Below are 14,005 nucleotides of genomic sequence, written 5' to 3'. Positions count from 1 at the left end.
AACGGGACCGGAGGAAATCCAGGAGGCGAAACGGGAACAGATAACGGGACCGGAGGAAATCCAGGAGGCGAAACGGGAACAGATAACGGTAAAGTTACTGAAAGTACAACGAATCAAGTTGTACATCAAAAAGCAGAAGTATTAACAAAAAATATATCTAGTGTATTAATAAAAGAAGCAGTAGATACAGTCGAAAGTTATCAAGGTTTAATGAGCCTTTACGAAATGTATTATGGGATTGATTTAAGAACGAAAGATGTAGGTCCTAAGTTAGAAGAGGGAAGTTTAGATGCAATTGCGACGGACCAATCTTTGTACTACGTATTAAATAAACAAAGCTTAATTGATTTAATTTCAAATCTTGTTTCATCAAGTATTACTACAGAAATAAAGCAAGATATGTCAGGTTTAAAACAAAAAATAAACTCTTATCAACAATCTATTACTAGTGCGGATCAAAATTCTATGCTACTAGCGGAGAAATTAAATGGAACGACGCAACAAGCAACTAGTATGAATGAAAATTTAGGAGAGTATTTAAAAGGTTTAGCGAAATGGCGTGAGAATAGCTTAAAACTAGTTGAAGAGCAGCAAGTATTAACAGCAAATCATACTGGTGAGCAAACAGCTGTTTTATCGTTAGATTCTGGTATTAAATCATTAATGATGCAAAGTCAGTCATTGGTCGAAAGTTCGAAACATAGTTTAGCAACTTCAGACGATGTATATAAAACATTTGATCAAATCAATGGACAAGCAAAAGAAATTCAAGACAGCGGAACGACAATTGTTTCAAAAGCTGATTTATTATTAAACGACTTTACGAAGAAAATGGAAGATGATAAATCATTCTCCAAAAACTTTACGAAAATTTTAGCGAATAGTCGTATTGGAGATCGTCAAAATGAAATGCTATATGACTTTTTAGCTAGTCCAGTTCAAAAGCAAAATGATGGAGTAATTGTAGCAGGTAATGCTTTTACACCGTACTTAATTGTATTAACTTGTTTCATTGTTGCATTATTTACAGCATACGCAATTGCGAATCAAGAAAAGAAACGAATGCAATCAGATCATTTTGAAGAGAAATTCTCATTAATTGATATGAATGTACCAACTACAGTAGTAGCTTTCGGTATATCAATTGTGGAAGGGATTAGTATAGGTATCATTTCTGGGCGTCTTTTAAAGTTCGGTCAGGATCAAAGTTTACTATGGATTGCGTTCATCACATTTATTATGATGGCGTTTGTATTGGTCTCAACCTACTTATTACGACAAATAAAAATGGTAGGTATGTTTATACTATTAGTATTTTTAAGCATGTACCTATTTTTAACTGAGGCAGTTGGAAGTAAAGTAGATCAAATGTCCTCTGTCGGAAAGATACGTCAATTCTCACCGCTTCAGTATATAGAAAGTTTTCTAAATGATTTTATTAGTGGTAAAGATACTGGGAAAGTTATTTTTGTCGTATTGTTTGTAATTGCCATTATTGGATTGGTTAGTAATCTATTTGTATGGCATAAGAAATGGGAGGAAAAAGAAGTAAATGATCAAACAATGGAGCATAGTGGCTAAGTTATCATTTCTCTCTATCCTTTTACTGTTTGTCGCGCTACCGATAAGGAGCGCGGCTGACAGTTATCTTGGTGATGATGGGAAGATTAAGTTTAAAGTGGATCGACTTGAAGAAAGCGACCAAGAAAAAAATAAAAAGGAACATAAGGAAACAGAATTAGATAAAGCATCGATTGAGTTATTTAACAAAGATATAGAAGAAGAAATTGAGAAAAAGAAAAAGAAAGAACAAAAAGATATGGAAGCTTTGCGAGATTCTCTTTTTACAAAACAAAAAGAGAATAATAGTGTTAAAGATACGAAAAATAGTTTGTTTAGCAGTGAATACATTGTCAGAAAAAGTGCAGATGAAGTAGCGAGTAATGAAACAATGAATGAAGAGCCAATTAGTATAACAATAATATTATTATTTGGCGGCGGCATTCTATTTATTTGCATCGGTATTTATACGGTTCTTCGTAAAAGTTGGAGGTAAAGTGATGGCAATACAAACACATATCAATGTGACAGTAGATTTTAGTAAATGGAATGGAAATACATATGATTTGCGTATTCCGAATCATCAATCTATTAAATATTTATTAAAAAACTTATTAGATACGCTAAAGATTGATAATCATGAAGGTTCACATTTTGTAATTAAAGTGAAAAATAAGTCAATTGTTTTAACAGATAATGATCGTTTAATTGATCACCAAATAACAGATGGAGATATTTTGCAAGTTTTATAAAGAATATTTTTTACTTTTAGTTATTTGAAAATAAGTTATTACGGGTTATAAAGAAAAGGAGAAGAGGATAAACATGACGGAAAAAATAATTCAAATTGATGCAATGAACTATCAATTTCAAATAGAAAAAGAAAATTGGAAATTGGAGATGACCAAATCTCAAACACGTATAAAAGACTTCCGTCAATTCGATATAATTACGGGCGAATCATCTGAATTTGTACCATTAACAATAGAAGAAACGGATGATATGTTTACGTTTCTATATCAAGTAGATAAAAAATTATATAAGTGGGACGATCTTAGCCGTTTTGGAAGAAATGAGAAATTAAGACTACTTCGGAATGTTGCGCAGTTTCGTAAATATTTAAATAAACGAATCACGTTCTTTTTACATCCAGACAATATAGTTTTTAATGCTAATTTAATACCAAGTATTATACATAGAGGAATTCGAGATATTGTTCCGCCAACCCCATTATTAGAAGAGCAATTTTTAACACAATATAAGTGTCTAATTATTGCTTTATTCTCCCAAAAACATAACTTTGATGATTTGTATGCTGGGTTACTAAAAGATGCAAAAGAAACAACATTTGAACAGACCGTTGCTCAAATGGAAAGCTTAGATGCATTACTGCAGTTTCTTGATGACAGCTTTGAGAAGGAACAAACAAAAACAGAAAAAAATATGCAGTTAGTACCTAAAAAAAGCTATAAATCATTTAAATACTTAGCTTTTTCCTTCATAGCGGCGACAGTTATTTTAGCTGCTCCTTTAATATATTTCACTTTTATAAAATTTCCTTATCAAAATAAATTGTTAGAAGCAAATGCAAGTTTCATAGCAACTGATTATGACAAAGTCATTACGCAATTGAATGAAGAGGAGTTTGAATCATTACCGATTGCATCTAAATATGAGTTAGCATTTGCATATATTACAGCTGAAAAACTAGGTGAAGCTCAAAAGAAATCGATTATGAAAAACATTAGTTTGAAAAGTGATGAAAAGTATTTGCTGTATTGGATGTATAACGGAAAAGGTAATTTTGATAAATCATTAGATTTAGCTAAGACACTTGATGATCCTCAGCTTATTATGTACGGCCTTGTTAAACAAATTGAATCACTGAAAAATAATCCAGATTTATCAGGGGAAGAACGTGATCAAAAGTTAAAAACATATGAGCAACAATTAGATGAATATAAAAAGAAATATGGCAATTCATCAAACGATAAAAATTTGTCGGACACAGAGAAAAAAGAGTAAGCACTTGATGAGACAGTTGAAAAGGAGCAGTGAACACGGATGGAGCAACTATTAGTATTGACTTATGGAGATAAAATATATAAGTGCACATTACATCCAAATGAGCAATCAATAGTGTCGATTGGAAAAGAGTGGACAAACGATATTACGAATCCAAGTTTAGAACAAGAAGTAGAGTTAAAGTGGAATAATGAAGTAAATGCTTGGATGGTACAGGATCAATTAATAGAATTCAATAAGGAAATTGAGATTGGGAAAACAAGAGATGTGAGCTTGAAAATCTTTATATCTATTGTTGGCACAACTAAAGTGTTTGATATCGGAACGAAACATTCTCTTACAGTGAGTCAAAACGATTACGATGATATTTCTATTACCGGGACTAGTGTAGATTTAATGCTATCTCGCGAAACGTTGTACGATTCTTTTAAAGTGAACGTGTATGGCGGGGATGTATTTCATAATTATACGAAGTTAAAAGATAGCGTTATGTTGGAATCAGGAGACGTATTATATTTTGATGGTATTTTATTGGAGATTGGTAGTGAAGACATTCAAGTACTTTCTTCAGAAGATAAAGTGAAATCTGAGTTACCTATTTTAGTAGAATCAGAAACGAATTATCAAAGTGGTTATCCAGACTATCATCGTTCACCACGTATTATTTACCGTGAACCAGAAGAGAAAATGACAATTGCAAAGCCTTCAAGTATGCCATCAAAACCAACGGAGCATTTAGCAAGAATCATTGCACCTTCACTTGTCATGATTGTCGTAACCGTATTACTTGCTATTTTCATGAAATATGGAATGTTTATTATCGCATCGATTGCGATGACATTAGTAACAATCATTGTTTCTGTCACATCGTATATAAAAAATTTAAAGCAATATAAAGTCGATATTGTTGAACGAGATAAAAGCTATAGAGAGTATATAAAACAAAAAACGAAAGATTTACATGCAGAAAGTGAAAAACAGCGTCACGCATTACATTATCACAATCCAAATGTAGAAGTAATACGTAATATGGCAGTTCAAGTAAATCCTCGAATTTATGAAAAAACAATGTTACATCATGATTTCTTAACATTTAGCGTTGGAACAGGACAAGCTAATACGAGTTTTGAAATTCAATTTAATGAAGAAGAATTTAGTCAAACGAAAGATGAATTAATTGATATAGCACGTGAACTAAGACAGCGTTATCTATCGTTGGAAGATGTACCAGTTGTAACAGATTTAATGAATGGACCAGTCGGTTATATTGGTCAACGCTCTTTAGTGTTAGAGCAATTACAATTATTAGTTGCACAAACGGCTTTATTCCATAGTTATTATGACTTGCAGTTTATTACTATTTTTCCGGAAGAAGAAAAAGAAAAATGGGATTGGATGCGCTGGTTGCCTCATGGAAGTGTTCGCGATATAAATGTACGTGGATTTGTATACCATGATCGTAGCCGTGATCAAGTGTTAAATAGTTTGTATCAAATATTGAAAGAACGAAAATTAAAACTAGATGAAAAAAGTTCTACTAATGAAAAAATGTACTTTGCACCGCACTATGTCGTTCTCATTACAGATGAAAAACTAATATTAGACCATGTTGTTATGGAATTCTTTAATGATGATCCGAGTCAATTAGGTGTATCACTTGTATTTGTACAAGATGTTATGCAAAGTTTACCGGAGCATGTGAAAACGGTAATAGATATAAGAGATGCAAAACAAGGGAACATCATCTTAGAGCAAGGAGAACTTGTTAACCGTCAATTTAAACTAAATCATGTGCCAAAAGGATTCAATTTAGAAGATATTTCACGGGCATTAGCACCATTAAATCATTTGCAAAACTTAAAAAATAGTATTCCAGAAAGCGTAACATTTTTAGAAATGTACGGCGTTGAAAAAGTAAAAGAACTGAATATCACAAGTCGTTGGGAGAAAAATGCAGCGCATAAATCTTTAGCTGTACCACTTGGATTACGTGGTAAAGAAGATATCGTAAACTTAAACTTACACGAAAAAGCACACGGACCACACGGATTAATAGCAGGTACAACAGGTTCAGGTAAATCGGAAATTATACAATCGTATATTTTATCTCTAGCAGTCAATTTCCACCCGTACGAAGTAGCCTTTTTACTAATTGACTATAAAGGCGGCGGAATGGCGAATTTATTCAAAAACTTACCGCATTTATTAGGAACAATTACGAACTTAGATGGAGCGCAAAGTATGAGAGCGCTCGCATCAATTAAAGCTGAATTACAGAAAAGACAACGATTATTTGGTGAAAATGATGTAAACCATATTAATCAGTATCAAAAACTGTATAAAGAAGGCTTAGTAAGTGAGCCGATGCCGCATCTATTTTTAATTAGTGATGAATTCGCGGAATTGAAGTCAGAACAACCAGAGTTTATGAAAGAGTTAGTTTCAACAGCACGTATCGGTCGTTCGCTCGGAATCCATTTAATATTAGCTACGCAAAAACCGAGTGGTGTTGTAGATGATCAAATTTGGAGTAACTCGAAATTCAAACTAGCATTAAAAGTTCAAAATACGTCAGATAGTAATGAAATTTTAAAAACGCCAGATGCTGCTGAAATTACATTACCAGGACGTGCTTACTTACAAGTTGGGAATAATGAAATTTATGAACTATTCCAATCAGCCTGGAGCGGAGCAGACTATGTAGAAAACAAAGAGGATAAAGAACATTTAGACGCAACAATCTATGCAATAAATGATCTAGGACAATATGAAATATTAAGTGAAGATTTAAGTGGCCTTGGTAGCAGTAAAGAAGTAATAAGCGTACCATCTGAACTGGATGCTGTTATTGACTACATTCACGATTACGCAGAAATAAATGAAATTGAAGCGTTAGCTAGACCGTGGTTACCACCACTTCCAGAAAGCGTATATTTACAAGACTTACATGCAATTCAGTTCAAAGAAGCATGGACGAAAGAAAAGAAACCATTACAAGCAACAGTTGGTCTACTAGATCAGCCTGAATTACAATCACAAACACCATTAACATTAGATATTAGTAAAGACGGACACGTAGCGGTCTTCTCAAGCCCAGGCTACGGAAAATCAACATTCTTACAATCAGTCATTATGGATGTAGCTCGTCAGCATAGTCCGGAGCATTTGCATGTGTATTTAGTGGACCTTGGAACAAATGGTCTTCTACCTTTGAAAGGATTACCTCATGTAGCGGATACGATTACGATTGATGAATCTGAAAAATGTTTAAAGTTTGTTGAAAGATTAACTCAAGAAATGAAAAATCGTAAACGATTATTAAGTGAATATGACGTTGCAAATATTGAAATGTATGAAAAGGCAAGCGGGAAAGAAATACCACATATTATTATTGCAATCGACAATTATGATGCAGTAAAAGAAGCGAAGTTCTATGAAAGCTTTGAAATGCTAATTATGCAAATTGTCCGAGATGGTGCAAGTTTAGGAATTCATACCTTAATTAGTGCAGGGCGACAAAATGCACTTAGAATTCAATTGTACAATAATATTAAAATCCAAACTTGCTTATATATGATTGATCAAAGTGAAGTAGCTAGTATTGTAGGGAGATCTGATATAAAAGTGGAAGAAACAGCAGGAAGAGCGTTAATAAAACTAGAATCTCCTACATTATTCCAGGTTGCATTACCTACGAAAGCAGAAGATGAATTACAGCAAATTCAATTATTACAACAAGAAGCAAATGATATGGATCGAGAATGGGATGGAGAACGTCCGAAGGCAATTCCAATGATGCCAGAAGTGATTGATATTGCTACTTATCGTAAAAATAAAGACGTTACAAAAGCTCTACAAGCAGCAAGAATTCCAATGGGGCTTGATTTTGCAAACGTAGAAGTTGTAGCTCATGATATTGCAGTGAATGATCATTTAATGATTTATAGTGTAGATGAAAGTATGAGAAAACAAATTGTATCTAGCATCCTATCTCAATTGAATAAAGATTATTTTGAAAGTGTGACGTTGGTGGATACAGCAGAGTATAGTTTCGTTCAATATAAAGACGATGTGACGCACTACATTGTAGACGAAAATGAAATCAATATGCATGCGAAGTATTGGATGGAAGTAATTCGTGAACGAGCTTTTGAATTAGCACAAGCAAGACAAGAAGGTAGAGAAATTCCTGCATTCACAAAACAACTCATTATCATGACAAATGTTGAAGAGTTTAGTAAATTTGTTTATTTAGAAATGGAGGATGCAGCGACTTTAATTGATTTATCTCGTACAGTAGGTATTTACTTTGTATTAGCAGGTCACCACGACTACATGGACCGAAATCGTGAAGCTCTACCTATGAAAATGAGAAGTAAACTAACAGCAGCAATTATCGCAATGCCATTAAATGATCAAAGTATCTTCAATATAAAATATATAAGCAACGAAGCACCATTAGGTAAAGATGAAGTGTATTACTATCAAAAAGGGAACATAATGAAACTAAAAATGCCTAGAGTAACTAACGAGGTGACAGTATGAAATTAAAGAAGAAAGCTAAGGTGATGATAGTCGTGTCAATAGTGGCAAGTTTATTAAGTGGATGTGGTTTTGGAGAGACAAAGATAGAGTATGAGAGATTAGTAAAGGCGTTGGATGAAGGGGATATGAAGACGGTTATGTCTGCGAGTGATGATGGGTATGCGTATGTGAAAGAAGAGGTTAGGGATAGTACGTTTTGGGCGGAAAATGATAAACGCATTAACGTCGTATATCAAACGACAGGAGCGGTATACAATATCAAAGAAAAAAGGTTCTATGGGACAACTTTACAAGAAATTGCTAGTTCATTAAATAATGAGCAAAAAAAAGAAGAAACTATATATAGAACTAGTATTAAATATGAAGATAATCAATTGAAAAGTCCAGATCAAAGTTTGGATGTTTCGAATGTTCATTTTATATTTGATAGATTGAAGGGAATAGATAGTTTAAAACCCAAAAAAGATAAAAAAAGATTTAGTGAACCATCCAAGGTAACATATTACTTAACTGAATCGGAATTTCAAGAAATAATTAATGATAAGTTAAAGGTGGACTATGATAAATTTGATGAAGCAATATTATTATTGGAATTTAATTCGGCAAAAGATACAAAAGAAAATCCTATGGAATTCACTACGATAAGCATAACGATGGGGTATGAAAAAAAGAATAAAGAAGGTCAATTAATAAGACATGATCAAAAAATAGCAATCTATTTAAATACTAAAGAAGATAATAATGAAAATTCTAAAAACAAATATGAGGAGTATGAAAGACAATATATGAATAATAGGTAATGTATAAAATAGGAGGGAATAAGTGTGGGGAATAGTACAAATGATCTCCAAAGATTTAAAATAAACAGTGATGTAGGAAAATTAAGATTAGCAGCAGCTGATATTTATGCTTTTAATGAAAAAGAAGATGATTATAGTAATCCAGACCCAGGAAAAAATAAGAAAAGACTAGAAGATAACTTTGATGCCGAACTAATAGCAGAGGATGATCAACATCCTCAGACTGGTTTTGGGGCATACGCTCTAAAAGACAACCATACAGGTGAAATTTTTATAGTTTACGTTGGAACGCAACCGAGTCAAATAGGCGATTTAGCAACTGATGGAGCAATTGGACTGCATAATTTAACTAATTCACCTATATTTGGGTCATTAGCGGAGTTTCAGTATAGTCAAGCGGAAAGATTTTATGAAAAAGTCAAAGCGGATAATAAAGGAAAGAAGATAACTTTACTAGGGCACTCTTTAGGTGGCGGAGCAGCGAATACAGTTGCATTAAGACATCAAGAAGATAATATAAACGTATTAGCTTTAAATCCTGCGCCTGTTTTAAATAAAGATGTGGTTAAGTACGGATACGGGACCAATATGAAAAATTGCCGCAGTCTTATAAATGAATATGATCCTTTGTATGGCGCCATTAAAGCCGCAGATTTTGTAATACCTGGACAGGTTTATAAAATGGAAAATGGGGAAGGGCATTCTTTTTTATATGATCCAAAATTTTATTCTGGGAATGGGAATGTAGCAATAGATAAATTGAAAAAGGTTAGCGAAACAGGATTTGATTGGAAATTTGGTTTTTTAGAAATATCAGAATCTGCTGGGGACCTATATAAAGGAATCACTGGAAAAAAAACATTAAGTACAACAGAAGAAGTTGTAGTGGATTTAGTAGTAAATGGAACCCCAGTCAGTGCAATTCTAGTTGCAATAACAGTAGTGGGAGATACTAGTGCTCTAGCAACAAAAATAGCAAGTATAGGTGTAGAAACAGGAAAAAAAGCTTTGAAATTTAGTAAGGAAGTTATACTAGAAGTTAGAAATCAGGTAAATGCGGCTGTGGATTGGATAGAGAATAAATTAGCAAAATGTAAGGAAAAGGTACTTGAAGTGTTAGAATCAGTATTTAACGCAGCTGTAGATTTTTTAGTAGGATGCATTATTCTTTATTTATCACGTGATGAAATTATAACAATTGCAAAAGAAGTAGCATCTTCCCTTGTTCAAGATATTTTAGATGTATTTAAAGGTGACTTTGAAATTGATACAAATATTGCTTCAATTGCTGGAGATTATGTAAGAAGCCATCGCCAATCATTATTAAACTATTTTATGAATGATGGTAGTAGAGGGTTAAATCGTTCATTATTAGTAGAGATTTCCAGAGATGTGAACGAACTTTCAAATGATTTAAAAGAGTTAAGTCAAGACGTTACAGATGCGGTAATTTCTATGATAGCAAAAGATGAAGAGTTAGCTTCGGTTTCCTATTATTGATAAATGTTAAGGAAGGGGGAATGAGGATGGATTTACATATGATAATGTCGAGGGTTCATAGTACATTTCCGGACAGTGGTGGGCGAGATCAAATTATTAACGTTGTTATGCAACTTGAAAAAGCAGCTGTATCTTTGACAGGAGATATTAGAAGATTAGAAAGTAGTATTGATAATAGTTTGCAAGGTAAAACACGTGATGCTTTTATTGATCGTATCCGCCAATTAGAAAAAAGGCGACAAAAAATAGAAGAGAAAATTATCGTGTTAAAAGGATCGGTGAATTAATATGAAAGATTATATGGAGAAAGTTTTGCCTTTAGGAAGTGTAGTGAGGTTGAGTACTGAGGAAGAAAAAGATGTAGAGTATGTAATTACTACAAGAGGAATACTTCTCGATGAAGACACTTTCTATGATTATGGTGGGGTATTACACCCAGTAGGTTTGACGGCAGAGACATATAAATTATTCAATGACTTTGATATTTTAGAAGTGAAATTTGAAGGGTATAAAAATTCTATTGAAGGAAAATTTGCTCATAATTTTAAAATATGGCGAAATGAATTTGTAAAAACGATAAAGAACAAGGCTGAAAATAATAAGTAACAATTATTAATAAAACAAGGGCTATAATATATTTAGAAATAAATAGACTTTCCTCTTCCTACATGGAAAGAGGAAAGTCTATTTTTGATTGAATAAGAATCTAAATATCTAGTATTACGTGGGAACAACATGAAAAAGAACGTCAAGAATTTATAGCGAATAGAAAAAGAATAAAATAAAAGTTGAAATAACATTTGTAAATAATAGTCATAGACTGTTTTTATGGTGGAAATCTATTTGTGAAGAAATGAATCATTTTATCCTATATGATAAAAATGGTATATTTTGGTGTTTTTATAGTTAGGAAAATGTTATTCTAAAAGGAGTATGTTGGGTGAATCATAGACATAAGAAAAAGAAATCGAAACAAATAAGAAAAGAAGCTGTTCAGATAAAACCGATAGTAGAAGAAAAACCACTAAAGAAGAGTAGCAAAAAGTTAGTTGATATTCTTCTAGGTATTCTTCTTTTCCCAATTTTTATATGGGCTGTCTTGGAAGGTTCTACAACACAAGTAAGCAAAGGGAAGACTTTCCTTATTATCGTTTTCTTTCTCTTAATTGCAATAGGGCTATCTATGATAGGAAACAAATAAGGGGGAGTGCAGATGTTTAAGAAGAAGGAGAAAAAAACATTTACGTTAGATTGTTAAACACACAAGGGGAAATCATTCGAGAGTTTAATTGTACAGAAAAAGACTTGCGAAAAGTAAAAGAAAATGGTACTGAAATTCGTTTGGTTGGAGATAACTCATATGAGATGGTAGCAACCGATGAACAACTAGAAAAACTAGCAAGAGCTGAAGCAGAAATCGAAGCGGAAATTAAGGCATGGGAAGATGCTTTAAATGAGAGTTTGGATGAACGCGAAGAAAGAGAAGCGAGACAGAAGGAATTGAAAGAAAAGAATAAATGGAGTACAAAGAAGAAAGTAATCGTATTTGGACTGATATTCTTTGTATTTATTGGATTACCTATTATCGAAGGGTATCAAAATAGTAAATTAGTTGAAGAAGGTACATCATTACATGCAGAAATTGTAGGTAGGCATGTAGAGAAGGAATGCATGTTTACACACCCCACATTAGTAGTTGAGGTAGATGGTAAAAAGCATAATGTATGGGTAAGTGAAGAGACATATAAGGGAGCAGAGTGGTTAGGTAGACTAAAAGTCATCAAAACAAAAGATGGTAAAGTTGAGAAAGACCCTAGATATGAGGGTGAAGACTTAATTACGAGTTATTAAGCAGTAGGTTTTTAATATTCGCTTCTCTCAAATTAAATAACATTATTATTTGCAAAAATCGAATCCATTAAAATAAAAACAAATTTAAAATAACTGTAATAACCTCCTAGCATATTGTTGATGGGAGGTTATCACCTTTCTGAAGATAAAATTAAAGAGCTTTATTATCTCGATACAATTATGATGACAGTAATGTTTTTACTAAGTGAGTGCAGTTTCGGGGGAAACAAAAATAGAGTATGAGGGATATGCTTAAGTGAAAGAGAGAAGAATATTTAGAGCTTTTGAGGAGAACGAAGGCTATTTGAACTATCAAAAGTATTCTGATTATGTACGGTAATTAATGTAGAGGTAATATTATCTGAATATAGTTACGCAAAGATGAATGTACTTAAAAAGTTAGATTACATTAGTATATGTAGGTTTCTTATTTATAGGAGCAGTGATTGTTCATATTGTGACAACGATTGATACGTTTAATCAGGCAAGTGAAGGTGCATTTAGCATGAATGAAAGATCCGCTTCCTTTTTTAGTAAAACAAAAGAAACTATGATGAAAGGGGCTTTAATATACGCATTAATCCTACTTATTTTGATTTATTTTCATAATGATTATACGTTTGATACTTTTATTGGATATGTAATAGGTACTGTTTTACTATATACAGTAGCCGTTGGTGCAGCAGAATTCCAGCTATTGGTGTACTGTAGATTCAAATTTAAATCATTTAATATGACTTGGGAAGAAAATGAGAGAATGCGTGGGAGAACTCGAAAACAAAATAAAAAATTCAAAACGAAAAGTAAATAAGGGTGAAATAGAATTTAAGTGTATGAGAATTATTTAAACTATATAGAAGGTGAAAAAACTGAATGTGGAATATAAGAGAAGAAGATATGGGTCTTTTTAAAATTGAAAATAGAAATCGATTAAGTCCGGATTATATAAGAATCTTTTATGTAGGAGTTTTTGCATATACTTCTATACCCATGCTTATTATGTTTTTAATTTTTTTGCTGAATGGTGATAAGATTTCTTTAACTCCTTTTGAGAAGATGGTTGTACAAACTGAAGTGAAATTGTATATTTTGGAGTTCGTTTTTTTAATGTTATTCATGTCTAAAAAAATTGCTTTTAAATTACAGAAACTCCAAACCATTGTGACTGTATTTTATTCTTTTCAATTAGCAACATTACCATTTATCGTTATGATGGTTGAAGGAATGTTTGATTTTCCAAGTAATAATAAAACGTTAGTTTATATTTGTTTAATAATGTTAGGGGCGCTTTGTACTCACATTGTAACTACAATTGATGTTTTTAAAAAGGCAAAACATGGAGGATATAAATCGGAAGGACCAGCTGTCTCATTTTTTACTAACGCAAAATTATATTTATCGATTGGAATGACAATTGGTGTAATGGTTCTACTTATATTAATTTTTCTAAATCTTAATTATACATTTAGTCAAATGGCAATTTATGTTGTACAAACAATAATATTATATATATTCGCTGTAGTATCAGCAGAATTCGTCCTATTGGTGTATTGTCGCTTTAAATTTCCATCATTTAATATTACGTGGAAACAACATGAAAAGGAACACCAAGAATTTATAGCAAATAGAAAAAGAATAAGAGAGAAAGAACAAAAACTGAAATGAAAGTTATAAATGATACTCGTAAACTTACATTGAAGATAGAATGAATACATTATTCATAA

Annotated in this window: 10 protein-coding genes and 4 pseudogenes; all 14 read left to right on the top strand. The window is 32.4% G+C overall.

Going from position 1 to position 14,005, the window contains the following annotated elements; genetic code table 11:
- Positions 1 to 1,581 (top strand): annotated as a pseudogene (locus tag DN401_RS13670) (type VII secretion protein EsaA); the annotation flags it as partial.
- Positions 1,553 to 2,056: a type VII secretion protein EssA gene (gene essA, locus DN401_RS13665; RefSeq protein ID WP_000595656.1), complete on the top strand. Its 504-nt coding sequence runs from the start codon at positions 1,553 to 1,555 to the stop codon at positions 2,054 to 2,056. The pseudogene DN401_RS13670 and the gene essA, both read left to right, overlap by 29 nt.
- A 4-nt stretch (positions 2,057 to 2,060) precedes the next feature.
- Positions 2,061 to 2,312 (top strand): EsaB/YukD family protein, encoded by a 252-nt coding sequence (locus DN401_RS13660; protein WP_001007571.1) that lies wholly within the window; start codon positions 2,061 to 2,063, stop codon positions 2,310 to 2,312.
- A gap of 73 nt (positions 2,313 to 2,385) precedes the next feature.
- Positions 2,386 to 3,585, top strand: coding sequence for a type VII secretion protein EssB (gene essB / locus DN401_RS13655; RefSeq protein ID WP_000136611.1), 1,200 nt, complete (start codon positions 2,386 to 2,388; stop codon positions 3,583 to 3,585).
- Positions 3,586 to 3,624: 39 nt separating this feature from the next.
- A pseudogene (locus DN401_RS30585) lies at positions 3,625 to 3,906 on the top strand (FtsK/SpoIIIE N-terminal domain-containing protein); the annotation flags it as partial.
- A pseudogene (essC, locus tag DN401_RS13650) lies at positions 3,901 to 8,130 on the top strand (type VII secretion protein EssC); the annotation flags it as partial. The pseudogenes DN401_RS30585 and essC, both read left to right, overlap by 6 nt.
- Positions 8,127 to 8,930, top strand: coding sequence for a DUF3952 domain-containing protein (locus DN401_RS13645; protein WP_061673126.1), 804 nt, complete (start codon positions 8,127 to 8,129; stop codon positions 8,928 to 8,930). The pseudogene essC and the gene DN401_RS13645, both read left to right, overlap by 4 nt.
- 24 nt (positions 8,931 to 8,954) lie before the next feature.
- Entirely contained in the window at positions 8,955 to 10,430 is a 1,476-nt protein-coding gene (locus DN401_RS13640) for an alpha/beta hydrolase family protein (RefSeq protein ID WP_078420703.1), read from the top strand.
- Between the two features lie 26 nt (positions 10,431 to 10,456).
- Positions 10,457 to 10,717, top strand: a complete 261-nt coding sequence (locus DN401_RS13635) for a hypothetical protein (protein WP_000363091.1) — start codon at positions 10,457 to 10,459, stop codon at positions 10,715 to 10,717.
- A gap of 1 nt (position 10,718) precedes the next feature.
- Positions 10,719 to 11,036: a DUF4176 domain-containing protein gene (locus DN401_RS13630; RefSeq protein WP_000656387.1), complete on the top strand. Its 318-nt coding sequence runs from the start codon at positions 10,719 to 10,721 to the stop codon at positions 11,034 to 11,036.
- Positions 11,037 to 11,370: 334 nt separating this feature from the next.
- Positions 11,371 to 11,631, top strand: coding sequence for a hypothetical protein (locus tag DN401_RS13625; protein WP_016122376.1), 261 nt, complete (start codon positions 11,371 to 11,373; stop codon positions 11,629 to 11,631).
- Between the two features lie 104 nt (positions 11,632 to 11,735).
- The gene (locus DN401_RS13620) at positions 11,736 to 12,281 is read left to right on the top strand and encodes a hypothetical protein (protein ID WP_136363735.1); all 546 of its coding nucleotides are present in this window, start codon (positions 11,736 to 11,738) and stop codon (positions 12,279 to 12,281) included.
- A gap of 403 nt (positions 12,282 to 12,684) precedes the next feature.
- Positions 12,685 to 13,092 (top strand): annotated as a pseudogene (locus tag DN401_RS13615) (hypothetical protein); the annotation flags it as partial.
- Between the two features lie 62 nt (positions 13,093 to 13,154).
- On the top strand, positions 13,155 to 13,946 hold the full coding sequence (locus DN401_RS13610; protein ID WP_146718967.1) for a hypothetical protein: 792 nt from the start codon (positions 13,155 to 13,157) through the stop codon (positions 13,944 to 13,946).
- The last annotated feature ends 59 nt before the right edge of the window (positions 13,947 to 14,005 follow it).

Source organism: Bacillus sp. BF2-3 (genome assembly GCF_008368795.1).
Classification (GTDB): domain Bacteria; phylum Bacillota; class Bacilli; order Bacillales; family Bacillaceae_G; genus Bacillus_A; species Bacillus_A cereus.
The sequence above is the reverse complement of the archived record's forward strand: the minus strand, read 5'-3'. Positions and strand labels throughout refer to the sequence as shown.

What these genes read in the sequence shown, in the direction of transcription:
- essA (WP_000595656.1), top strand. Translation starts at nt 1,553, where the DNA reads ATGATCAAACAATGGAGCATAGTGGCTAAGTTATCATTTCTCTCTATC.
- DN401_RS13660 (WP_001007571.1), top strand. Translation starts at nt 2,061, where the DNA reads ATGGCAATACAAACACATATCAATGTGACAGTAGATTTTAGTAAATGG.
- essB (WP_000136611.1), top strand. Translation starts at nt 2,386, where the DNA reads ATGACGGAAAAAATAATTCAAATTGATGCAATGAACTATCAATTTCAA.
- DN401_RS13645 (WP_061673126.1), top strand. Translation starts at nt 8,127, where the DNA reads ATGAAATTAAAGAAGAAAGCTAAGGTGATGATAGTCGTGTCAATAGTG.
- DN401_RS13635 (WP_000363091.1), top strand. Translation starts at nt 10,457, where the DNA reads ATGGATTTACATATGATAATGTCGAGGGTTCATAGTACATTTCCGGAC.
- DN401_RS13630 (WP_000656387.1), top strand. Translation starts at nt 10,719, where the DNA reads ATGAAAGATTATATGGAGAAAGTTTTGCCTTTAGGAAGTGTAGTGAGG.
- DN401_RS13610 (WP_146718967.1), top strand. Translation starts at nt 13,155, where the DNA reads ATGTGGAATATAAGAGAAGAAGATATGGGTCTTTTTAAAATTGAAAAT.